Consider the following 23,682-nt stretch of genomic DNA (forward strand, 5'->3'; position numbering starts at 1 on the left):
CGCGAGGGGCCGCAGGGTGAGCGCGTCGACCGAGGCCACCGGGCGGCCGGCCGGGTCGACGGCGCTGATCGCGACCTCGTCGGCGCCGGTGGCGGTGAGCCGGACCCGCAGCGCGGTGGCACCCTGGGCGGCCAGCTCGACGCCCCGGAACGCGAACGGCACGAGCCGCCCGGCCGCGTCGGGCAGCAGGTACGCCAGCCCGTGCAGCGCGGCGTCGGCGAGGGCCGGGTGCAGGGCGTACCGGTCGGCGTCGGCGCGACCGGCGTCGGGGAGGACGACCTCGGCGTACAGGTCGCCGTCGCGTCGCCAGGCCGCGCGCAGGCCGTGGAAGGCGGGGCCGTAGCCGATCCCGTCGCCGTCGGGCGCGTCGTAGGCGGCCTCGACGTCCACCTCGACGGCCCCCGGCGGCGGCCACGGTGTCGCGTCGAACGTCTCGGGCGCGTCCGCGCCGCTCAGGGCACCGGTGGCGTGCAGGGTCCACGGCTCGTCGGCGGCGGCGTCGACGGTCCGGGAGAAGATGCGTACCCGATGGCCGCCCGCCTCGTCGGCGGGGTCGGTGACCACCTGGAGCTGCCGGTCCCCGGCGGCGTCCAGCGGCAGCGGCGCGGCGAGGACGAGTTCGTCCACCCGGCCGAGGCCGGCGTGCTCCCCGGCGTGCAACGCCAGCTCCAGCAGCGCGGTGCCCGGCACCACCGGGGTCCCGGCCACCCGGTGGTCGGCCAGCCACGGCGCGGCGGTGGCGGTGAGCCGCCCGGTGCAGACGGCGCCGCCGTCGGGCAGCGGCACGCACGCGCCGAGCAACGGATGACCGGCGTCGGCGAGGCCCGCGGCGGCGAGGTCGGCGGGCGCCGCGCCGGCGTCCGCCCAGAACCGCTGCCGCTGGAACGGGTACGTGGGCAGGTCCACCCGGCGGGCACCGGTGCCGGTCCAGCACGCCGACCGGTCCGGCTCGCCGTCGGCGAGCAGACCGCCCAGCGCGGTGCCGAACGTCGCCAGCTCCGGGCGGCCCCGGCGCAGCGGGGCGGCGGTGGTCAGCTCCGGTTCCCGGTCGCGCAGCGCGTCCTGCACGGCGGTGGTCAGCACGGGGTCCGGGCCCAGCTCCACGAAGCGGGTGACGCCGGCGGCGTGCAGCCGGCCGACCGCGTCGTGGAAGCGGACCGCGTCCCGGACCTGCCGCACCCAGTAGTCCGGGTCGTCCATCCGCGCGTCGACGTCCACGGTGGAGGTCAGCGGAATCCGCGCCGGGTGGTACGTGACGGACCCGGCGACGGCCCGGAACCCGTCCAGCATCGGCGCCATCCGGGCCGAGTGGAACGCGTGGCTGACCCGCAGCCGCCTGCTCGGCCGGTCGGCGAAGTGACCGGCCACCGCGAGGACGGGGCCCTCCTCGCCGGAGAGCACGACCGCGTCGGGTCCGTTGACCGCCGCGACGCTCACCCCGTCGACCAGCAGGGGCAGCACCTCCGCCTCGGTCGCCCGGACCGCCACCATCGCGCCGCCGGGCGGCAGCGCCTGCATCAGCCGACCCCGGGCGGCGACCAGCCGGCACGCGTCGGCGAGGCTGAGCACCCCGGCGACGTGCGCGGCGGCGAGTTCACCGACGGAGTGGCCGACGAGGTGGTCGGGGCGCAGCCCGTACGACTCCAGCAGCCGGAACAGCGCCACCTGGAGGGCGAAGAGCGCGGGCTGGGCGTACCCGGTGCGGTCCAGCGGGCGGTCGTCGTCGGTCGGCTCGGTGTCGTCCCACAGCACGTCCCGCAGCGGCCGGTCGAGGTCGGTGTCCAGGTGGGCGCAGACCGCGTCGAACGCCTCGGCGAAGACCGGCGCGGCGGCGTACAGCTCGCGCCCCATGCCGGGGCGCTGGCTGCCCTGCCCGGTGAACAGGTACGCCACCGCCCGCGCGCCGGCGTGGCCCCGCCCGACGAGCGGGGCGGGCTCGTCGGCGGCGACGGCGGCCAGGCCGGCGAGCAGCTCGTCCCGGTCGGCGCCGAGCACGACGGCCCGGTGGTCGAAGACGGTCCGCGCGGTGGCCAGCGAGAACCCGACGTCGAGCGGGTCGAGGTCCGGGTGCCGGTCCAGGTGGCCCCGGAGGGCCGCCGCCTGGGCCCGCACCGCGTCCCCGGTACGCCCCGACACCAGCAGCGGGACCAGCGGGAGCCGGACGGCCGGCGGGGTCGCCGTGGCGGGAGCCGACGTGGGCTCCTCCAGGATGACGTGGGCGTTGGTGCCGCTGATGCCGAAGGACGAGACGCCGGCCCGGCGGGGTCGGCCGGTCGGCCGCCAGGGCTGCGCCTCGGTGAGCAGCCGCACCTGCCCGGCCGACCAGTCGACCTGCTCGCTGGGCGTGTCGACGTGCAGCGTCGGGGGCAGCACGCCGTGCCGCATCGCCTGCACCATCTTGATGACCCCGCCGACCCCGGCCGCGGCCTGGGCGTGCCCGATGTTCGACTTGATCGACCCCAACCAGAGCGGCTGGTCCGCCGGCCGGTCCTGCCCGTACGTGGCGAGCAGCGCCTGCGCCTCGATCGGGTCGCCGAGGACCGTGCCGGTGCCGTGGCCCTCGACGGCGTCCACCTCGGCGGTGCGCAGCCCGGCCCGCTCCAGGGCCTGCCGGATCACCCGCTGCTGGGCGGGGCCGTTCGGGGCGGTCAGCCCGTTGGAGGCGCCGTCCTGGTTCACCGCGCTGCCCCGGACCACCGCCAGCACCGGGTGGCCGTTGCGGCGGGCGTCACTGAGGCGCTCCACCAGCAGCATGCCGACGCCCTCGGCCCAGCCGGTGCCGTCGGCGGCCGACGCGTACGACTTGCACCGGCCGTCGGCGGCGAGACCGCGCTGCCGGCTGAAGTCGACGAAGGTGCCGGGGGTGGCCATCACGGTCACCCCGCCGGCCAGCGCCAGGTCGCACTCGTCGGCGCGCAGCGCCTGCGCGGCGAGGTGCAGCGCGACCAGCGACGAGGAGCAGGCGGTGTCCACGGTGACCGCCGGCCCCTCCAGTCCGAGCAGGTACGCGACCCGGCCGGTGGCGACGCTGCCGGCCGACCCGGTGCCGAGGAAGCCCTCCGCGCCCTTCGGCACGGTGTGCAGCCGGGCGAGGTAGTCGTGGTACATCACCCCGGCGAAGACCCCGGTACGCCGGCCGCGCAGCGTGGCCGGGACGATGCCGGCGGACTCGACCGCCTCCCACGAGGTCTCCAGCAGCAGCCGCTGCTGCGGGTCCATCACCAGCGCCTCGCGGGGCGAGATGCCGAAGAAGGCGGCGTCGAAGTCGGCGGCGTCGTGCAGGAACCCGCCGTGCCGCACATAGCTCGCGCCACCGGCGTCCGGGTCGGCGTCGTACAGCCGGTCCAGGTCCCAGCCCCGGTCGGTGGGGAACGGGGTGACCCCGTCGGCGCCGGAGGCCACCAGCTGCCACAGGTCGTCGGGGGTGCGGACGCCACCGGGGAAGCGGCAGGCCATGCCGACGATGACGACCGGGTCGTCGTCGCGGCGGGTGGTCCGCCGCGCGGCCGGGCGGGGCACGTCGGCGCCGAGCAGCCGTTCCAGCAGGTGCTCGGCGACGGCGACGCCGGTCGGGTGGTCGAAGACCAGGGTGGCGGGCAGCCGCAGCCCCGTCGCCGCGTTGAGCCGGTTGCGCAGCTCCACGGCGGTCAGCGAGTCGATGCCCAGGTCGCGGAACGGTCGGTCCACCGGCACGTCCCGGGCCGTGTCGTGGCCGAGCACGGTGGCGGCCTGCTCGCGGACCAGGTCGCGCAGTGCCGCCCGGCGGTCGTCCGGGGTCAGCGCGGCGAGCCGGTCGACCAGGGAGGCCGCCGCGACGGAGCCGGCCTCGGCGGCGCGCCGCCGGGGCCGGCGGACCAGGCCGTGGAACACCGGCGGCAGGTGGTCACCGGCGTCGCGCAGGGTGGCCAGGTCCAGCCGCATCGGCAGCACCGCCGCCCGGCCGGCCCGCGCGGCCAGGTCGAACAGGGCGACCCCGTCGGCGGTGGTCAACGGGACGACCCCGCCGCGCGCCATCCGCCGCAGGTCGGCCTGGTCGAGCTGGCCGGTCATCCCGCTCGCCTGCGCCCAGAGGCTCCAGCCGAGGGAGAGCGCGGGGAGGCCGGCGTGCCGGCGGTGGGCGGCGAAGGCGTCCAGGAACGCGTTCGCGGCGGCGTAGTTGCCCTGGCCGGGCGCGCCGAACGCGGCCGAGACGGAGGAAAAGAGCACGAACGCGGTCAGCGGGGCGGTACGGGTCAGCTCGTGCAGGTTGACCACGGCGTCGACCTTGGCGCGCAGCACCTGCCGTACCTGGTCGGGGCGGAGCGAGGTCACGGTGGCGTCGGCGAGCACCCCGGCGGCGTGCACCACGCCGGTCAGCGGCCGGTCGGCGGGCAGCGCGTCCAGCACGGCGGCGAGCGCCGCCCGGTCGGCCACGTCGCAGGCGACGACCGCCGGCTGCGCGCCGAGCGCGGTCAGCTCGGCGACGAGGTCGGCCGCGCCGGGGGCCGCCGGGCCGCGCCGGCTCAGCAGCAGCAGGTGGCGTACCCCGTGGGTGGTGACCAGGTGCCGGCAGATCACCGCGCCGAGTTCGCCGGTCGCGCCGGTCACCAGCACCGTGCCGCCTGCGTCCCAGGCCGGGGCCGGTGCGTCGGCGGGGACCGGCGTGGCGGCGAGGCGGCAGCCGAGCAGCCGGCCGTCGCGGACCGCGAGCTGCGGCTCGTCCGAGCCGAGCGCGGCGGCGGCCGGGCCGTCGACGAGCTGGAACCGGCCGGGATGCTCGGACTGCGCCGACCGGACCAGACCCCCGACGGCCGCGCCGGGCAGGTCGGTCACGGCCTCCCCGTCGGTGGCGGCGACCGCGCCGTCGCTCACGAAGACCAGCCGGCTCGCGGCGAACCGTTCGTCGGCCAGCCACTGCCGGATCAGCTCCACGGCCCGCAGCACGGCGTCGTGGGTGGTCCGGGTGAGGTCGGACCCGGGCGGCGCCGCCCGGGTCAGCACCACCTCGGGTACGGGGACACCGGCGTCGAGCGCCGCCCGCAACGCGTCGAGGTCGGCGTACCGGCGACCGGGCAGCGGTCCACCGCTCCCGGTGCCGCCCCCGCTGGTGTCGTCGGGGCGGGCGGGGTCGGTGGTGTCGTCGGTCCGGGTGTCGGGCTCCGGGGCGAGGAGGGCCACGTCGGTGGGCTCGCGGTCCGGGGTGGGTACGGGCGTCCAGTCCAGGTGGTGGAGGGCGTCGCGCGGGGTGTCGGGTCCGGACGGGGTGCCGGTGGCGTCGGTGGCCATCGGGCGCAGGGTCAGGGACGCCACCTCGGCCACGGGCCGTCCGGAGACGTCGGCGGCCTGCACGGTGACGGTCTCCGGCCCGGTGGGGCGCAGCCGGGCCCGCAGGGCGGTGGCGCCGACGGCGTGCAGGGCCACCCCGCTCCAGGAGAACGGCAGCCGGCCCGGCTCGGCGTCCGGCGGGGCGTCCGGCGGCGTGGCGCCGGTGGTGGGGCCGGCGACACCGATCGCCAGGGAGTGCAGCACCGAGTCGAGGGCGGCCGGATGCAGGCAGAGCGCGTCGGGTCCGGTCGCGGTGTCGGGGAGCGCCACCTCGACGAAGACGTCGTCGTCGCGCCGCCAGGCGCGCCGGAGTCCCCGGAACACCGGCCCGTAGCCGAGGCCCACGCCGGCCAGCGCGTCGTAGAGGCCGGTCACGTCGAGCGGTTCGGCGGCGGGCGGCGGCCACTCGGCCAGGTCGTACGTGGCGACGGGCCCGGTCGGGGCGAGCAGGCCGGTGGCGTGGTGCGTCCACTCGGCGTCGGGGTCGCCGTCGGGTCGGGACGACACCTGCACCGACCGGCAGCCGGTGTGGTCGGGCGCGCCGACCAGGAGTTGCAGGTGCGCCATACCGGTCGCGGGGATCACCAGCGGGCTGGTGATGGTCAGCTCCTCGACCCGCTCGCAGCCGACCCGTTCACCGGCGGAGAGGACGAGTTCCAGGTGTCCGGTGCCGGGGAAGACGATCCGGTCGGCCACCCGGTGGTCGGCCAGCCAGGGCTGGACCTGGACCGACAGCCCACCCAGGAGCAGGACGTCACCGGTGCCGGCGAGGGTGATCATGGCGGGCAGCAGCGGGTGCCCGGTACGGGCGGCGCCGAGCGTCTGCGGCCCGGCGGCGAGCCGGACCTTCGGCCAGTAGCGCTGGCGCTGGAAGGCGTAGGTGGGGAGGTCGACGACGCGGGCGCCGGCCGGGGCTAGGAGGGCCGCCCAGTCGGCGGTGCCGCCGTCGGCCCAGAGCCGGGCGAGGGCGGTGACGGCGGTGGTCGGTTCGTCCTGCCTGCGGTGCAGCACCGGTACGGCCAGCACCCCGTCGCGGGTTTCCTCGACCGCGCCCACCAGGCTGGCGTCGGGTCCGACCTCCACGAACCGGGTCACGCCCAGCTCGCCGGCCTTCGCGACGGCCGCCCCGAAGGCGACGGTGCCGCGCACCTGGTCGGCCCAGTAACCGGCGGTGAACTCCTCCACCGGCTGCCCGGTGAGGGTGGAGATGATCGGGATCTGCGGCGTCCGCATCCGCACGGTGGCGGCGACCCGGGTGAACTCGGCCAGCATCGGGTCCATCAACGCCGAGTGGAACGCGTGGCTCACGGTCAACCAGCGGCCCTGCCGGTCCGACAGACCGGCCGCGACCTGCTCGACGGCCTCCCGGGAGCCGGAGACGACGACCTGGCCGGGTGCGTTGACGGCGGCGATGGACGCACCCTCGACCAGCAGCGGGGTGACCTCGTCCACGGTGGCGCGGACCGCCCACATCGCACCGCCGGCCGGGAGCGCCTGCATGAGCGAGGCTCGCGCGGCGACGAGCCGACACGCGTCCGGCAGGTCCAGGACGCCCGCGACGTGCGCGGCGGCGAGTTCACCGATCGAGTGGCCGATCAGGTAGTCGGGGGTGACGCCCCAGGACTCCAGGAGCCGGAACAGCGCCACCTCGACGGCGAACAGGGCCGGCTGCGCCCACCCCGTCTGCGCCAGATCCTGCGCGCCCGAGCGGTCCCGGTCGCCTGCCGCGCCGGCTGAACCCGACCCGGCCAGCTCGTCCGCCGTGCCCGCCGAATTCGACCGGGCCAGCTCGCTTGGTGCGCCCGCCGGGTCCAGGTCCAGAGCGGAGCCATTGATCACGTCGCGCAGCGGACGGGCCAGCAGCGGATCGAAGTGGGCGCACACCTCGGTCAGGGCGGCGTCGAAGACCGGGAACGCCGCGGCGAGGTCGCGGCCCATGCCGAGCCGCTGGCTGCCCTGGCCGGAGAAGACGACGGCGGTGAGGCCACTGCGGACGGCCCCGGCGACGACGGTCGGTGACGGTTCGCCCTGGGCCAGCGCGGTCAGGCCGGTGCGCAGCTCGTCGGCGGCGACGCCGAGCACCACCGCGCGGTGTTCTAGGCCGGAGCGGGTGGTCGCCAGCGAGAGGGCGACGTCGGCTTCGCGGGCGGCACCGACGCGGGTGAGCAGGCGGTCGGCCTGCGCGGCGAGGGCGGCGGGGGTCTTCGCCGAGAGGGGCCAGGGCAGGACCGGCAGCGCGGGTCCCCCGCCGTCGGTCGCCGGCGGGGCGGGTTCGGCGGGTGCCTCCTCGACGATGATGTGCGCGTTGGTGCCGCTGATGCCGAACGAGGAGACGCCCGCGCGGCGGGGCTGGTCGTGGCGCGGCCAGTGTCGCTGCTCCGTCAGCAGTTCCACGGCGCCGGCGGTCCAGTCGACGTGCGTCGACGGCGTACCCACGTGCAGGGTGCGTGGCAGCACCTGATGCTGCAACGCCAGGATCATCTTCATCACCCCGGCCACGCCCGCGGCGGCCTGCGTGTGCCCGATGTTCGACTTGACCGACCCGAGATACACCGGCCGATCGGCGGGCCGACCTTGCCCGTACGTGGCCAGGAGAGCCTGCGCCTCGATGGGGTCACCCAAGGAGGTGCCGGTGCCGTGCGCCTCGATCGCGTCCACGTCCACCGGGCTCAGGCCGGCGCTGGCCAGGGCCTGCCGGATCACCCGCTGCTGCGACGGACCGTTCGGCGCGGTCAGGCCGTTCGACGCACCATCCTGGTTCACCGCACTGCCCCGCACCACGGCGAGAACCCGATGACCGTTGCGGTGCGCGTCGGACAGCCGCTCCAACACCAGAACCCCGGCGCCCTCGCCCCAGCCGGTGCCGTCCGCGTCGTCCGAGAACGCCTTGCAGCGGCCGTCGGAGGCGAGACCGCCCTGACGGGCGAACTCCACGAACGCCCCCGGCGTCGACATCACCGTCACACCACCGGCCAGCGCCAGGGAACACTCCCCCGACCGCAGCGACTGAGCAGCCAGGTGCATCGCCACCAACGACGACGAGCAGGCCGTGTCGATCGTGACGGCAGGCCCCTCCAGGCCGAGGGCGTACGACACCCGGCCGGAGAGGACGCTGCCGGAGGAGCCGGTGGAGGCGTACCCGTCGGTGGGTTCCCCGGAGAGGGCGAGCAGCGCCGGATAGTCCTGGCCGTTGGTGCCCGCGAAGACCCCGACCGGGGCGCCGCGCAACGACAGCGGACCGACCCCGGCGCGTTCCAGGGCCTCCCAGGTCACCTCCAGCAGCAGCCGCTGCTGCGGGTCCATCACCGTCGCCTCACGGGGCGAGATGCCGAAGAGGCCGGCGTCGAAGTCGGCGACCCGCTCCACGAAGCCGCCGACGCCGCTGCCGGCGTCGTCCCAGTTCCGGTCCGGCGGGTACGGGCCGAGGGCGTCGACGCCCTCGGTGAGCAGCTGCCACAGCTCGTCGGGGGACGTCACGCCGCCCGGGAACCGGCAGCCCATGCCGACGACGGCGATCGGCTCGTCGTCGGCCGCTTCGACGTCGCGGAGCCGCTGCTTCGTCTCGTGCAGTTCGAGCGTGACCTTCTTCAGGTAACCGAGAAGCTTGGCCTCGTCGCTCATCAGCTCACCGCGTCCCGATCTCGTTGTCGATAAGGGCAAAGATGTCGTCGGATGTGGCGGCCTCGATCCTGGCCGAGATGTCGGCGTCGGCGTGAGCCGCGGGCGCGGATTCCAGGCGTTTCATGAGCTGCTGGAGGCGGGTGGTCACCCGCAGCCGGGTGAGTTCCCGGGTGGGCAGGGCCAGCAGGGTGGCTTCCAGCCGGTCCAGTTCGGTGTCGGCGTCGCGTTCCTCGTCGGCGGCTCCGTCGGTGAGTTCACGCTGGAGGAAGTCGACGAGGGCGGTGGTCGTCGGGTGGTCGAAGACGAGCGTGGAGGGAAGCTTCAGTCCGGTCTGCGCGGCGAGCACGTTCCGCAGTTCCACGGCGGTCAGCGAGTCGAAGCCGAGGTCCTTGAAGGCGGTGGTGACCTCCACCGCCGTGGGGTCCGGGAAGCCGAGGACGGCGGCGACCTGGGCGCGTACCTCCTCGGTCAGCCTGGCGCGGCGCGCCGCGGCCGGCAGTGCGGCCAGCCGCTGCCGGAGGCCGTCGGTGGTGCCGGTCTCCGGCGGGGTCGCGGCGGCGGCCTGCGGTGCCACCTGGTCCCAGAACGGGTTCGCCCGCAGGGCGGTGGCGGCGGGTACGAAGCGGTCCCAGTCGACGTCGGCGACGGTGACGCAGCCCTCGCCGGCGGATTCCAGCGCGCGCAGCGCACGGTCGGGGTCCAGGGGCGTGACGCCACCCCGGTTGGCCCGGGAGAGGACGAGCTGGTCGTCGGCCATGCCGCCGTCGGCCCACGGCCCCCACGCCACCGACGTCCCCGCCAGACCCCGCGCCCGACGCGACGCCACCAGGCCGTCCAACGCCGCGTTCGCCGCCGCGTACGCCCCCTGACCCGCACCACCCCACACCCCCGCCGCCGACGAAAACACGACGAACGCATCCAACTCCCGATCCCCCAACACCCGGTCCAGATGCCACGCCGCACCCGCCTTACCGGCCCACACCCCCGCCAACCCCGCCACCGTCAACCCCTCGACCACCCCATCACCCAACACACCCGCCACATGCACCACCGCCGACACCTCACGCGCCAACAACTCCCCCACCGCCCCGGCATCGGCGACGTCCGCGGCCACCACCTCCACCTGGGCACCCATGGCCGTCAGCTCGTCCCGCAACTCCACCGCACCCGGCGCCGCCAACCCCCGACGCGACACCAACACCACACCCTCAGCACCCCGCGACACCACCCACCGCGCCACCCGCGCACCCAAAGCCCCCGTCCCACCGGTAATCAACACCGTGCCGCGCGGCACCCACCCCCCACCCGACGGCGACGCCGACGCCGACACCAGACGACGACCGAACACCACCGAACCCCGCACCGCCACCTGATCCTCACCGACGACACCGCCCGGACCGGACCTGCCGGCACCGCCCCAGACACCGCCGGCCTGGCCACCAGACGCACCGGAGCCACCGGCGGCGATGACATCCACGACACCCCGCGCCGCCACCGCATCAATGGCCACCGGCACGTCCACCAGACCACCCCAGCGGCCCGGCTCCTCCAGCGCCACCACCCGCCCCAGACCCCACACACCCGCCGACGACGGCTCCACCACCGCGTCGCCGACACCCACCGACACGGCACCCGACGTCACCGTCCACAACGGGCCGTCGACTCCGGCATCACCCGACGCCTGCACCAGCGCCACCGTCGCGACCAGACCGACCGGCACACCGAACTCCGAATGCGCCGTCTCACTCCGGCCCAGCACCGACACCACCCGGTCCACCTCGGCGAACTGCGCCAGACGACCGGCCAGCACCGCCCGATCCAGCTCGTCCACACCCACCCGCAGGCGACTCACCGTCACCCCACGGGTCGACAGCTCAGCCGCCAGCGCCTCGGCCCACTCGTCACCGGCGTACTCGACGAGCAGCCAGTGGCCGGAGACGGGCCGGTCGGTGGGGACGGCGACGGGGAGCCAGGATTCCCGGTAGCAGAGCCGTTCGAGCTCGGCCTGTTCCCGTTGCTGCCGCTGCCAGGCTGACAGGGCGGGCAGCGTCTTGCGCAGCGGTAGTTCCACGTCCACGCCGAGCCGAGCGGCGAGCAGGTCGGCGTCCTCGCGTTCCACGGCTTCCCAGAAGGCGGCGTCGACCGTGCCGGCGGTGGAGACCGGCGTCGGAGGCTTCGGCTTCGGCCAGTAGCGCTGGTGCTGGAAGGCGTAGGTGGGGAGGTCCACGACGCGCGCCCCGGTCGGGGCGAGGTACGCCGCCCAGTCGACCGGGCAGCCGTCGGCCCAGAGCCGGGCGAGGGCGGTGACCGCGGTGACGACTTCCGCCCGGTCCCGCCGCAGCATCGGTACGGCGAGCACGCCCTCGGCGGTGTCGCCGACCGCGCCCACCAGGCTCGCGTCGGGACCGACCTCCACGAAGCGGGTCACGCCCAGCTCGCCGGCCTTCGCGACGGCCGCGCCGAACGCGACGGTCCCGCGCACCTGGTCGGCCCAGTAGCCGGCGGTGAACTCGTCCACCGGCTCGCCGGTCAGCGTCGAGATGATCGGGATCTGCGGTCGGCGCAGCGCGACGGTCTCGGCGATCCGGGTGAACTCGGCCAGCATCGGGTCCATCAGCGCCGAGTGGAACGCGTGGCTCACCGTCAACCAGCGGCCCTGCCGGTCAGCGAGACCCGCTGCCACCTGCTCGACGGCCTCCCGGGTGCCGGACACGACGACCTGGCCGGGCGCGTTGACCGCGGCGATGGACGCACCCTCGACCAGCAGCGGGGTGACCTCGTCCACGGCCGCGCGGACCGCCCACATCGCACCGCCGGACGGCAGGGCCTGCATCAGCGACGCCCGCGCCGCGACCAGGCGGCACGCGTCCGGCAGGTCCAGGACGCCCGCGACGTGCGCGGCGGTCAGTTCACCGATCGAGTGACCGATCAGGTAGTCGGGGGTGACACCCCACGATTCGAGGAGCCGGAACAGGGCCACCTCGACGGCGAACAGGGCCGGCTGCGCCCAGCCGGTCTGCCCCAGATCCTGTCCGCCCGATCGGTCCCGGTCGCCTGTCGCGCCGGTTGAACCCGACCCGGCCAGCTCGTCCGCCGTGCCCGCCGAATTCGACGGGTCCAGCTCGCTTGGTGCGCCCGCCGGGTCCAGGTCCGGCGCGGAGCCATTGATCACGTCGCGCAGCGGACGGGCCAGCAGCGGATCGAAGTGGGCGCACACCTCCGACAGGGCGGCGTCGAAGACCGGGAACGCCGCCGCGAGATCCCGGCCCATGCCGAGCCGCTGGCTGCCCTGGCCGGAGAAGACGACGCCGGTGAGGCCGTCGCGCGCCACACCCGACACCACCCCGGCGGCCGGGGATCCGGCCGCGACCGGCAGCACCCCCGTGCCGCCCGTCGCCGGGTCGCCGGCCAGCAGCGTGAGTCCGGCGCGGAGGTCGTCCCCGTCGGCGCCGAGCAGCACGGCACGGTGGTCCAGGCCGGAGCGGGTGGTGGCGAGCGAGAGCGCCACGTCGGCCGGGGCCGGGTCGCCGGGTACGCCGGTCAGGAGCCGTCGCGCCTGCGCGGCCACCGCGTCGCGGGTCTTCGCCGAGACGAGCCAGGGCACGACGGGCAGCGCCGCTCCCCCGTCGGTCCCGACTGCCGCCGCGTCGACGCGTGTCACCTCGTCGGCCGGTGCCGCTTGGATCGTGGGTGTGGCTCCGGCGGTGGGCGCCGCTCGGACGGCGGGCGCGGCCTCGACGGCGTCGGGTGCTTCTTCGAGGATCAGGTGGGCGTTGGTGCCACTGAGGCCGAACGCGGACACGGCAGCCCGACGCGGCCGGTCGGCGGCGCACCACTCACGCTGCTCGGCCAGCACCTCCACCGCACCAGCGGTCCAGTCCACATGCGTCGACGGCGTACCCACGTGCAGCGTGCGCGGCAGCACCCCATGCTGCAACGCCAGGATCATCTTCATCACCCCGGCCACACCCGCCGCCGCCTGCGTGTGCCCGATGTTCGACTTCACCGACCCCAGAAACACCGGCCGATCGGCAGGCCGACCCTGGCCATAGGTGGCCAACAGAGCTTGGGCCTCGATCGGATCACCCAGCGAGGTGCCGGTGCCGTGCGCCTCCACCGCGTCCACGTCGGCCGGGGTCAACCCCGCACTCGTCAGCGCCTGCCGGATCACCCGCTGCTGCGACGGACCATTCGGCGCGGTCAGGCCGTTCGACGCACCATCCTGGTTCACCGCACTGCCCCGGAGCACGGCGAGAACCCGGTGACCGTTGCGGTGGGCATCCGACAGCCGCTCCAACACCAGCACGCCCGCGCCCTCACCCCAACCGGTGCCGTCCGCATCATCCGAGAACGCCTTACAGCGGCCATCGGAGGCGAGACCACCCTGACGGGCGAACTCCACGAACGCCCCCGGCGTCGACATCACCGTCACACCACCCGCCAACGCCAGGGAACACTCCCCCGACCGCAACGACTGAGCAGCCAGGTGCACCGCCACCAACGACGACGAACACGCCGTGTCGACCGTCACCGCCGGGCCCTCCAGGCCCAGGGCGTACGACACCCGACCGGAGAGGACGCTGCCGGAGGAGCCGGTCGCCCCGTACCCGTCGGTCGACTCGCCGCAGAGGGCGAGCAGCGCCGGATAGTCCTGGCCGTTCGTGCCCGCGAAGACCCCGACGGGGGCGCCGCGCAACGACAGCGGACCGACCCCGGCACGTTCCAGGGCCTCCCAGGTCACCTCCAGCAGCAACCGCTGCTGCGGGTCCATGCTCAACGCCTCACGGGGCGAGATGCCGAAGAGGGTCGCGTCGAAGTCGGCGGCACCGGCGACGAAGCCGCCGACGGCGGCGAAGCCCTCCTCCAGCTGCCAGCCCCGGTCGGCCGGGAAACCGCCCATGGCGTCGACGCCGTCCGACAGCAGCGTCCACAGGCTCTCGGGGGACACCACACCGCCGGGGAATCGACACCCCATCCCCACCACCACGATCGGGTCACCGTCGACCGCGGTCGGCGACACCGCCGGGGCGGTCGGGCTCTCCGCACCGCCGGAGAGTTCGTCCGCCAGGTGACCGGCGAGCGCGGTGACCGACGGATAGTCGAAGACGAGGGTCGACGGAAGCTTCAGCCCGCTGGCGGCCGAGAGGGCGTTGCGGAGTTCGACGGCGGTGAGGGAGTCGAAGCCGAGGTCCTTGAAGGGCGCCGACACGTCGACCGCGGCGGGGTCGGCGAAGCCGAGGACGGTGGCGACCCTGGTGCGTACCAGGTCGGTGAGGAAGACCCGGCGGGCCGGGCCGGAGAGGTCCGCGAGCCGGCCACGGGTGCCGGTGGCCGTGGTGCTGTCGGTCGTGGTCGGGCCGGTCGGTCGGGGTGCGATCCGGTCGAAGAGGCGGCTGGGCCGGGCCGCGGTGATGGCGGGTACGAGGCGGTCCCAGTCGACGTCGGCGACGGTGACGCAGCCGGTGACGGTGCCGAGCAGGGTGACGGCCGGGTCGGGGTCGAGCGGGGTCATGCCGCCTCGGTCGAGCCGGGCGCGTACGAGGTCGTCGTCGGCCATGCCGCCGTCGGCCCACGGCCCCCACGCCACCGACGTCCCGACCAACCCTCGCGCCCGACGCGCCGCCACCAGGCCGTCCAACGCCGCGTTCGCCGCCGCGTACGCCCCCTGACCCGCACCACCCCACACCCCCGCCGCCGACGAAAACACGACGAACGCATCCAACTCCCGATCCCCCAACACCCGGTCCAGATGCCACGCCGCACCCGCCTTACCGGCCCACACCCCCGCCAACCCCGCCACCGTCAACCCCTCGACCACCCCATCACCCAACACACCCGCCACATGCACCACCGCCGACACCTCACGCGCCAACAACTCCCCCACCGCCCCGGCATCGGCGACGTCCGCGGCCACCACCTCCACCTGGGCACCCATGGCCGTCAGCTCGTCCCGCAACTCCACCGCACCCGGCGCCGCCAACCCCCGACGCGACACCAACACCACACCCTCAGCACCCCGCGACACCACCCACCGCGCCACCCGCGCACCCAAAGCCCCCGTCCCACCGGTAATCAACACCGTGCCGCGCGGCACCCACCCCCCACCCGACGGCGACGCCGACGCCGACACCAGACGACGACCGAACACCACCGAACCCCGCACCGCCACCTGATCCTCACCGACGACACCGCCCGGACCGGACCTGCCGGCACCGCCCCAGACACCGCCGGCCTGGCCACCAGACGCACCGGAGCCACCGGCGGCGATGACATCCACGACACCCCGCGCCGCCACCGCATCAATGGCCACCGGCACGTCCACCAGACCACCCCAGCGGCCCGGCTCCTCCAGCGCCACCACCCGCCCCAGACCCCACACACCCGCCGCGAGGGGCGAGGTCACCGCCTCACCCGGCCCCACCGACACCGCACCCGACGTCACCGTCCACAACGGACCGTCGACCCCGGCATCACCCAACGCCTGCACCAGCACCACCGTCGCGACCAGACCGACCGGCACACCCGCGGACTCCGGATGCGCAGCCTCGCTCCGGCCCAGCACCGACACCACCCGGTCCACCTCGGCGAACTGCGCCAGACGACCCGCCAGCACCGCCCGATCCAGCTCGTCCACACCCACCCGCAGGCGACTCACCGTCACCCCACGGGTCGACAGCTCAACCGCCAGCGCCTCGGCCCACTCGTCACCGGCGAACTCGACCAACAGCCAGTGACCCGCGGCGGGCCGGTCCGCGGGGACCACGATCGGGTCCCACGACTCCTGGTGGCAGAGCCGCTCCAGGGCCGCCCGCTCGCGGCGTTCCCGCTGCCGGGCCGCCAGCGCCGGCAGGGTCTCCCGCAGGGGCCGTTCGGCGTCCACGCCGAGTTCGGCGGCGAAGAGTTCCACGTCGCCGCGTTCCAGGGCGTCCCAGAGCTGGGCGTCCACCGGGTCGACGGCGGTGGGCGTACGGGCGGTCTCCGGGTTCTCCATCCAGTAGCGGTCCCGGGCGAAGGGGTGCCCGGGCAGGTCCACGAGGGTCCCCCCGAGGGGGGCGAAGAACGCCGACCAGTCCACCGCGTGGCCGTCGGTCCAGAGCCGGGCGAGTGCCGTCACGGCGCTGGTCGCTTCGGGCTGCTTGCGGTGCAGCACCGGCACGACCAGCGCGTCGGGGCAGGTCTCCTCGATCGCGGTGACGAGGCTGGCGTCGGGGCCGAGTTCCAGGAACCGGGTGGCGCCCAGTTCGGTGGCCCGAGCGACGGCCGCACCGAAGGCGACGGTGCCGCGCACCTGGTCGGCCCAGTAACCGGCGGTGAACTCCTCCACCGGCTCGCCGGTCAGCGTCGAGATGATCGGGATCTGCGGCCGGCGCAGCGCGACGGTCTCGGCGACCCGCGTGAAGTCGGCGAGCATCGGCTCCATCAACGCCGAGTGGAACGCGTGGCTGACGGTCAACCAGCGGCCCCGCCGGTCGGCGAGACCGGCCGCGACCTGCTCGACGGCCTCCCGGGTGCCGGAGACCACCACCTGACCGGGGGCGTTGACCGCCGCGATCGACGCGCCGTCGACCAGCAGCGGGGTCACCTCGTCCACGCTCGCGCGGACCGCCCACATCGCCCCACCGGACGGCAGGGCCTGCATCAACGACGCCCGCGCCGCGACCAGACGACACGCCTCCGGCAGGTCCAGGACCCCGGCGACGTGCGCGGCGGCCAACTCACCGACCGAGTGACCGATCAGGTAGTCCGGGGTGACACCCCAGGATTCGAGGAGCCGGAACAGCGCCACCTCGACCGCGAACAGGGCCGGCTGCGCCCACCCCGTCTGCGCCAGATCGTCGGCCGAGCCGTTGATCACGTCGCGGAGCGGGCGGTCCAGCAGCGGGTCGAGCTGGGCGCAGACCTCGGCCAGGGCGGCGTCGAAGACCGGGAAGGCCGCCGCCAGGTCGCGGCCCATGCCGACACGGTGACTGCCCTGCCCGGAGAAGACGAACGCCAGCCGGTCCCGGGAGCGGCCGGTACGGGTGGCGGTGCCGCGTACCACCGCGGCGGAGTCCGTGCCGGTGGCGACGTGGTCCAGCCCGTCGAGGGTGGACGCGGGGTCACCGGCGACGACGACGGCCCGGTGCTCGAACGCGGCCCGGCCGGTGGCGAGCGTACGCCCGATGTCGTGCGGGTCGAGGTCGGGCCGGGCGGCCAGCGCGGACCGCAACCGGGCGGCCAGCCCGGGCAGGGTCTGCTCCTGTCGGGTCGACAGCGGCAGCGGTACGACGGGCGGCCGGACCGGGACGGCGCTCTCCTCGTCGGCCGGCGCCTCCTCCAGCACCACGTGCGCGTTGGTGCCGCTGATGCCGAACGACGACACCCCGGCCCGCCGTGGCCGGTCGCCGCGCGGCCACGGCTGCGCCTCGGTGAGCAGCCGCACCTGACCCGCCGACCAGTCGACGTGCGTGGACGGCGTGCCGACGTGCAGGGTCCGGGGCAGCGTCCCGTGGCGCAGCGCGAGGACCATCTTCAGCACCCCGGCGACCCCGGCGGCGGCCTGGGTGTGGCCGAGGTTCGACTTCACCGAGCCCAGCCAGAGCGGCCGGTCGGCGGCCCGGTCCTGCCCGTACGTGGCGAGCAGCGCCTGCGCCTCGATCGGGTCGCCGAGGGTCGTACCCGTGCCGTGGGCCTCGACCGCGTCGACCTCGGCGGCCGACAGGCCGGCGTTGGCCAGCGCGGTCCGGATGACCTGCTGCTGCGACGGGCCGTTCGGGACGGTCAGGCCGTTCGACGCGCCGTCGGAGTTCACCGCGGTGCCGCGCACCACGGCGAGGATGCGGTGCCCGGCGCGCCGGGCGTCGGAGAGGCGGCCGAGGACGACCAGGCCGACACCCTCGGACCAGCCGGTGCCGTCGGCGTCGTCGGAGAACGCCTTGCAGCGCCCGTCGGCGGCGAGGCCCTGCTGGCGGCTGAACTCCAGGAACATGCCGGGCGTCGACATCACGGTGACGCCGCCGACCAGGGCCAGCGAGCACTCCCCGGAACGCAGCGACTGCACGGCCAGGTGCATCGCGACCAGCGACGACGAGCAGGCCGTGTCGACCGTCACGGCCGGACCCTTCAACCCCAGGGTGTACGCGATGCGGCCCGACGCGACGGCCATCGAGTTGCCGGTGAGCAGGTAGCCCTCGACGCCCTCGGGCAGCGCGGTGAGGTGCGAGCCGTAGCCGGTGGAGGCGGCGCCGACGAAGACTCCGGTGCTGCTGTTGCGCAGCGAGGACGGGTCGACGCCGGCGTTCTCGAACGCCGCCCAGGCGCTCTGCAGCAGCAGCCGCTGCTGCGGGTCCATGGCCAGGGCCTCGCGGGGGCTCATGCCGAAGAACGCCGGGTCGAACTCGGACGCGCCGTGGACGAAGCCGCCCCGGCTGGCGTACGTGGTGCCGGCCTTCGTGGGGTCGGCGCTGTAGAGGCGCTCCAGGTCCCAGCCCCGGTCGACGGGGAAGCCGGACATGGCGTCGCCCTCGGCGTCGAGCAGCCGCCACAGCTCCTCCGGCGTGTCCACCCCGCCGGGCAGCCGGCAGCTCATCCCGATGATCGCGATGGGTTCGCTGCTGGCCGCCTCGAGGTCGCGCAGCCGTCGGTGGGCCTGCCGCAGGTCACCGGTGACCTTCTTCAGGTAGCCGAGCAGCTTCTCGTCGCCGCCGCCGCGCAGATCCCGGTTCTCGCTCACGATGCTCCACCAAACTCGCTGTCGATCAGGTCGAAGAGCTCGTCGGCCGTGGCCGAGGAGAAGTCGTCGTCGGGTCCGTCGGCGACGTCCTGGTCCGCCGGGGCGCCCGCGCCGGCCCACTTCGCGGCCAGGGCCTGGAGGCGTCGGCTGACCACCGCGTCCACCGCGCCACCGGCGGCGAGCCGGTCCAGTTCGCGTTCCAGCCGCTCGACCTCCCCCAGCGCGGAGGTGTCCGGCCCGGTCGGCTGGTCGGGGGCGGTGGCCGGGGCGAGGGCGGTCCAGAGGTGCTCGGCGAGCGCGACCGGCGTCGGGTAGTCGAAGACCAGCGTGGCGGGCAGCCGGGTGCCGGTCGCCGCGGTGAGCCGGTTGCGCAGCTCGATGGCGGTGAGGGAGTCGAAGCCGAGGGCGTTGAACGCCTGCTCCGCCTCGATCTCCGCCGCCGAGGAGTGCCCGAGCACCGCCGCCGCCTGCCCGCAGACCAGCTCGACCAGGTGGTCGACGCCGTCGGCGCGGGACAGGCCGCGCAGCTCGGCGGCCAGCCCACCCGTGCTGGACCCGGCGGCCGGCGCGGCGGCGGCGGTCCGGCGGGCCGGGCCGGCGAGCGCCCGCAGCAGCGGCGGGACCGGGCCGGTGCCGAGCGCGGCGGTGTCCAGCCGCATCGGCAGCAGGGCCGCGTGGTCGACGGTGAGCGCCGCGTCGAACAGGGCCATGCCCTGCTGTTCGCTGAGCGGCCGCAGGCCGGCCTGTGCCATCCGGGCGAAGTCCGTCTCGGTGAGGTGCCCGGTCATGCCCCGGTCGGCGACCCACGGCCCCCAGGCCAGCGCGACCGCCGGCACTCCCCGCTGCCGGGCCCAGCGGGCGAACTCGTCGACGAAGGCGTTCGCGGCGGCGTAGTTCGCCTGCCCGGCACCGCCGAAGGTGCCGGCGGCCCCGGAGAAGAGGACGAAGGCGGCCAGGTCGGCGTCGCGGGTCAGCTCGTACAGGTTCAGGGCGGCGTCCATCTTGGGCCGCAGGGTGGTGTCGAGGCGGGCGGGCGTGAGCGCCGGGATGACGCCGTCGTCGACGACCCCGGCGACGTGCACCACGGCGGTGAGCGGGTGGTCGGCCGGGACGGTGGCCAGGGTGCGGGCCAGGGCGTCCCGGTCGGCGGCGTCGCACGCCTCGACGCGCACCTGCGCACCCAGCCCGGTCAGTTCGGCGACCAGCTCGGCGGCGCCGTCGGCGGTGGCGCCGCGCCGGCTGGTGAGCAGCAGGTGCCGGACGCCGTGCCGGGTGACCAGGTGCCGGGCCACGTACCGGCCGAGGCCGCCGGTGCCGCCGGTGACCAGCACCGTCCCGGCCGGGTCGAGCGGCACGGGCATGGTGAGCACCACCTTGCCGACGTGCCGGGCCTGGCTGACGTGCCGGTACGCCTCGGGCGCCCGACGGACGTCCCAGCTCGCCGTCGGCAGCGGTCGCAGCGCCCCCGACTCGACCAGCCGCAGCACCTCGCCGAGCATCTCGCCAATGTGTTCCGCGCCGGCCTCGATCAGGTCGAACGCGTGGTAGCCGACGCCGGGGTGCCGGTCGCGCAGCTGCTCCGGGGTGCGCACGTCGGTCTTGCCCATCTCGAGGAACCGGCCGCCGACGCCGAGCAGGCGCAGCGAGGCGTCGACGTACTCACCGGCCAGGGAGTTGAGCACCACGTCGATTCGGCCGCTCTCGGCGGTGGCGCGGAACCGCGCCTCGAAGTCGAGGTTCCGGGAGGAGGCGAGGTGGCCGTCGGGGATGCCGAGGGCGCGCAGGGTGTCGTGCTTGCCTTCGCTGGCGGTGGCGTACACCTCGGCGCCGAGGTGGCGGGCGAGCTGCACGGCGGCCATGCCGACCCCACCGGCGGCGGCGTGGATCAGCACCGCTTCGCCGGTGCCGAGCTTGGCCAGGTCGACCAGGCCGTACCAGGCGGTGAGGAAGGCGATCGGCACCGACGCGGCCTGCCGGAACGACCAGTCGGCGGGCAGGTGGGCGATCATCCGGTGGTCGGCGACGGAGACCGGGCCGAACGCCTTGCCGAACATGCCGAGGACGCGGTCGCCGGGGGCGAAGCGGGTCACGCCGGGTCCGACCTCGGTGACGATGCCGGCGCCTTCGACGCCCATCGGGCCGGGGTCGCCCGGGTACATGTCGAGGGCGTTGAGCACGTCGCGGAAGTTGAGGCCGGCGGCGCGGACCGCGACCCGGACCAGGCCGGGTCCGAGCGGGGCGAGCAGCTCCGGGTCGGCGGCGAGGGTGAGGTTGGCCAGCGAGCCGCGGCCGGTGGTGTCGAGCCGCCAGGCCGGCTCCGCCGGGGGCAGCAGCGCGCCGTCACCGGCGAGGCGGGTCAGCCGGGCGGCGCGGGCGGTGCCGGCGCGGACGACGACCTGCGGTTCGTCGGCGCCGACGACGGCCGGCAGCAGGGCGGCGGCGGAGGTGGCGTCGTCGAGGTCGACGAGGTGGAACCGGCCGGGTTCCTCGGACTGGGCGGAGCGCACCAGCCCCCACACCGTGGCGGCGGCGGGGTCGCTGATCCCGGCCGCGTCGTCGCCGGCGACCGCGCCGCGGGTGACGAAGACCAGGCGGGAGCGGGCGTACCGGTCGTCGGCGAGCCACCGCTGCAGCAGCGTGAGGGCGTCGGTGCTCAGGGCCCGGGCCGCCGCGGCCATGCCGGTGGCGTCGGTGGCGGTGCCGACGCACGGGACCAGCACGACGTCCGGGACCTCCGCGTCGTCGAGCGCGGCGAGGTCGGCGACCGGGCGGGCCCCGAGCGCGCCGGCCAGGTCGAGGTCGTCGGCGCCGAGCACCGCCCAGGATCCACCGGTCGGGGTCGCGGCGGCGGTCGCCGTCTCGACCCAGTCCAGGCGGAACAGCGAGTCCGGGTACGCCGGGCGCGGCGCCGCCAGCTGCGCCGCGGTGACCGGGCGCATGGCGAGCGCGCCGATGGTGGCGACGGGCCGGCCGGTGGCGTCGGCGATGTCGAGGGTCAGCGCGTCCGGTCCGGCCTGCGACAGGCGTACCCGGAAGGCGGCCGCGCCGGAGGCGTGCAGCGTGACGTCGGTCCAGGAGAACGGCAGGCGGCTCTGCCCGGTGCCGTCGAGCGCGACGAAGGTGAGCGCCTGCACGGCGGCGTCGAGCAGCGGCGGGTGCAGCCCGTACGCGGCGGCGTCGGCGGCGTGCTCCGGCGGCAGGGCGACCTCGACGAAGACGTCGCCGTCGACCCGCCACGCCTGGCGCAGCCCCTGGAACGACGGGCCGTAGTGGAACCCGCCGGCCCGGTACATGTCGTAGAAGGTGGAGACGTCGAGGGTCTCCACGCCGGCCGGCGGCCAGGCGGTCAGGTCGACGGGTGCGGCGGGAGCGCCGGTGCCGAGGGTGCCGGTGGCGTGCAGCGTCCACGGCGTGTCGCCGGGGGCGTCGTCGGGGCGGGAGTGGATGCGGATGCTCCGCGTACCGGTCTCGTCGGGGCGACCGACCAGGAGCTGGAGGTGGGTTCCGCCGTCGCGGGGCAGGGGAAGCGGGGCGGCGAGGGTGAGTTCGTCGACCCGGTCGCAGCCGACCTCGTCGGCGGCCCGGACGGCGAGTTCCAGGAAGCCGGTGCCGGGGAAGAGGATCGTGCCCAGCACGTCGTGGTCGGCGAGCCAGGCGTGGTCGCGGAGGCTGATCCGGCCGGTGAAGAGGTGTCCCTCGTCGCCGGCGAGGGCGACGGCGGCGCCGAGCAGCGGGTGCCCGGCGGCGGTGAGGCCGGCGGCGGTCACGTCCCCCGCCCGGTGCGTCATCGGCTGCGGCCAGTACGACTTCCGCTGGAAGGCGTACGTCGGCAGGTCGACGACGCGCGCGCCGGTGGGGGCGAAGAACGCCGCCCAGTCGACGGGGCAGCCGTCGGCCCAGAGCCGGGCGAGGGCGGTCACGGCGGTGGTCGCTTCGGCCTGCCGGCGGTGCAGCGTCGGCACGGCCAGCACCCCGTCGCGGGTCTCCTCGACCGCGCCGACCAGGCTCGCGTCTGGTCCGAGTTCCACGAACCGGGTCACGCCCAGCTCGGCGGCCCGGCCCACGGCGTCGGCGAACGCGACCGTGCCGCGCAGCTGGTCGGCCCAGTAGGTCGGGGTGAACTCCTCCACCACGTCACCGGTCAGCGTGGAGACGATCGGGAGCTGCGGCCGGCGCAGCGGCACGGTCTCGGCGACCCGGGTGAAGTCGGCCAGCATCGGGTCCATCAGCGCCGAGTGGAACGCGTGGCTGACGGTCAACCAGCGGCCCTGCCGGTCACCGAGACCGGCGGCGACCTGCTCGACGGCCTCGCGGGAGCCGGAGACCACCACCTGGCCGGGGGCGTTGACCGCCGCGATGGACGCACCGTCGACCAGCAGCGGGGTGACCTCGTCGAGGGTCGCGCGGACCGCCCACATCGCCCCACCGGACGGCAGGGCCTGCATCAGCGACGCCCGCGCCGCGACCAGACGGCACGCGTCCGGCAGGTCCAGGACGCCCGCGGCGTGCGCGGCGGCCAGCTCACCGACCGAGTGACCGATCAGGTAGTCGGGCGTGACGCCCCACGATTCGAGGAGCCGGAACAGCGCCACCTCGACCGCGAAGAGGGCCGGCTGCGCCCAGCCGGTCTGGCCCAGCTCCTCCGCCGCGCCGTCGACGACCTCGCGCAGCGGACGGTCCAGCAGGGTGTCGAACTGGGCGTACACCTGCGACAGGGCGGCGTCGAAGACCGGGAAGGCCGCCGCCAGGTCGCGGCCCATGCCGAGGCGCTGGCCGCCCTGACCGGAGAAGACGAAGCCGGTCAGGCCGTTGCGGGCGGTCCCGGTGACGGCACCGGGGGTGGGCGTACCGGCCGTCAGGGCGGTGAGGCCGGCGCGCAGCTCGTCGCGGTCCGCGCCGAGCACCACCGCGCGGCGCTCGAGCGCCGACCGGGTCGTGGCGAGGGAGAACCCGACGTCCGCCGACTCGTGCTCCGCTGCGGCCAGCAGCCGTTCCGCCTGCGCCGCCACCCCGTCGGCGGTACGTGCCGACACCGGCCACGGCAC

Annotated in this window: 2 protein-coding genes and 3 pseudogenes (1 of these 5 cut by a window edge); all 5 read right to left on the reverse strand. The window is 75.5% G+C overall.

What is annotated here, in order from left to right:
* A pseudogene (locus ABUL08_RS30635) lies at positions 1-519 on the reverse strand (polyketide synthase dehydratase domain-containing protein); the annotation flags it as partial.
* Positions 520-5,817, reverse strand: a pseudogene (locus tag ABUL08_RS30640) (type I polyketide synthase); the annotation flags it as partial.
* A pseudogene (locus tag ABUL08_RS30645) lies at positions 5,812-8,964 on the reverse strand (type I polyketide synthase); the annotation flags it as partial. The pseudogenes ABUL08_RS30645 and ABUL08_RS30640, both read right to left, overlap by 6 nt.
* Entirely contained in the window at positions 8,930-18,637 is a 9,708-nt protein-coding gene (locus tag ABUL08_RS12085) for a type I polyketide synthase (protein ID WP_350937500.1), read from the reverse strand. The pseudogene ABUL08_RS30645 and the gene ABUL08_RS12085, both read right to left, overlap by 35 nt.
* A protein-coding gene (locus ABUL08_RS12090; protein ID WP_350937502.1) for a type I polyketide synthase crosses the window boundary here: on the reverse strand, positions 18,634-23,682 show its 3' end. 18,945 nt of this gene lie beyond the right edge of the window; only the last 5,049 of its 23,994 coding nucleotides appear in the window; its start codon lies beyond the right edge, outside the window; the stop codon is at positions 18,634-18,636. Before ABUL08_RS12090 ends, ABUL08_RS12085 begins: the two co-directional genes overlap by 4 nt.

The organism is Micromonospora sp. CCTCC AA 2012012 (genome assembly GCF_040499845.1).
GTDB lineage: Bacteria > Actinomycetota > Actinomycetes > Mycobacteriales > Micromonosporaceae > Micromonospora > Micromonospora mangrovi.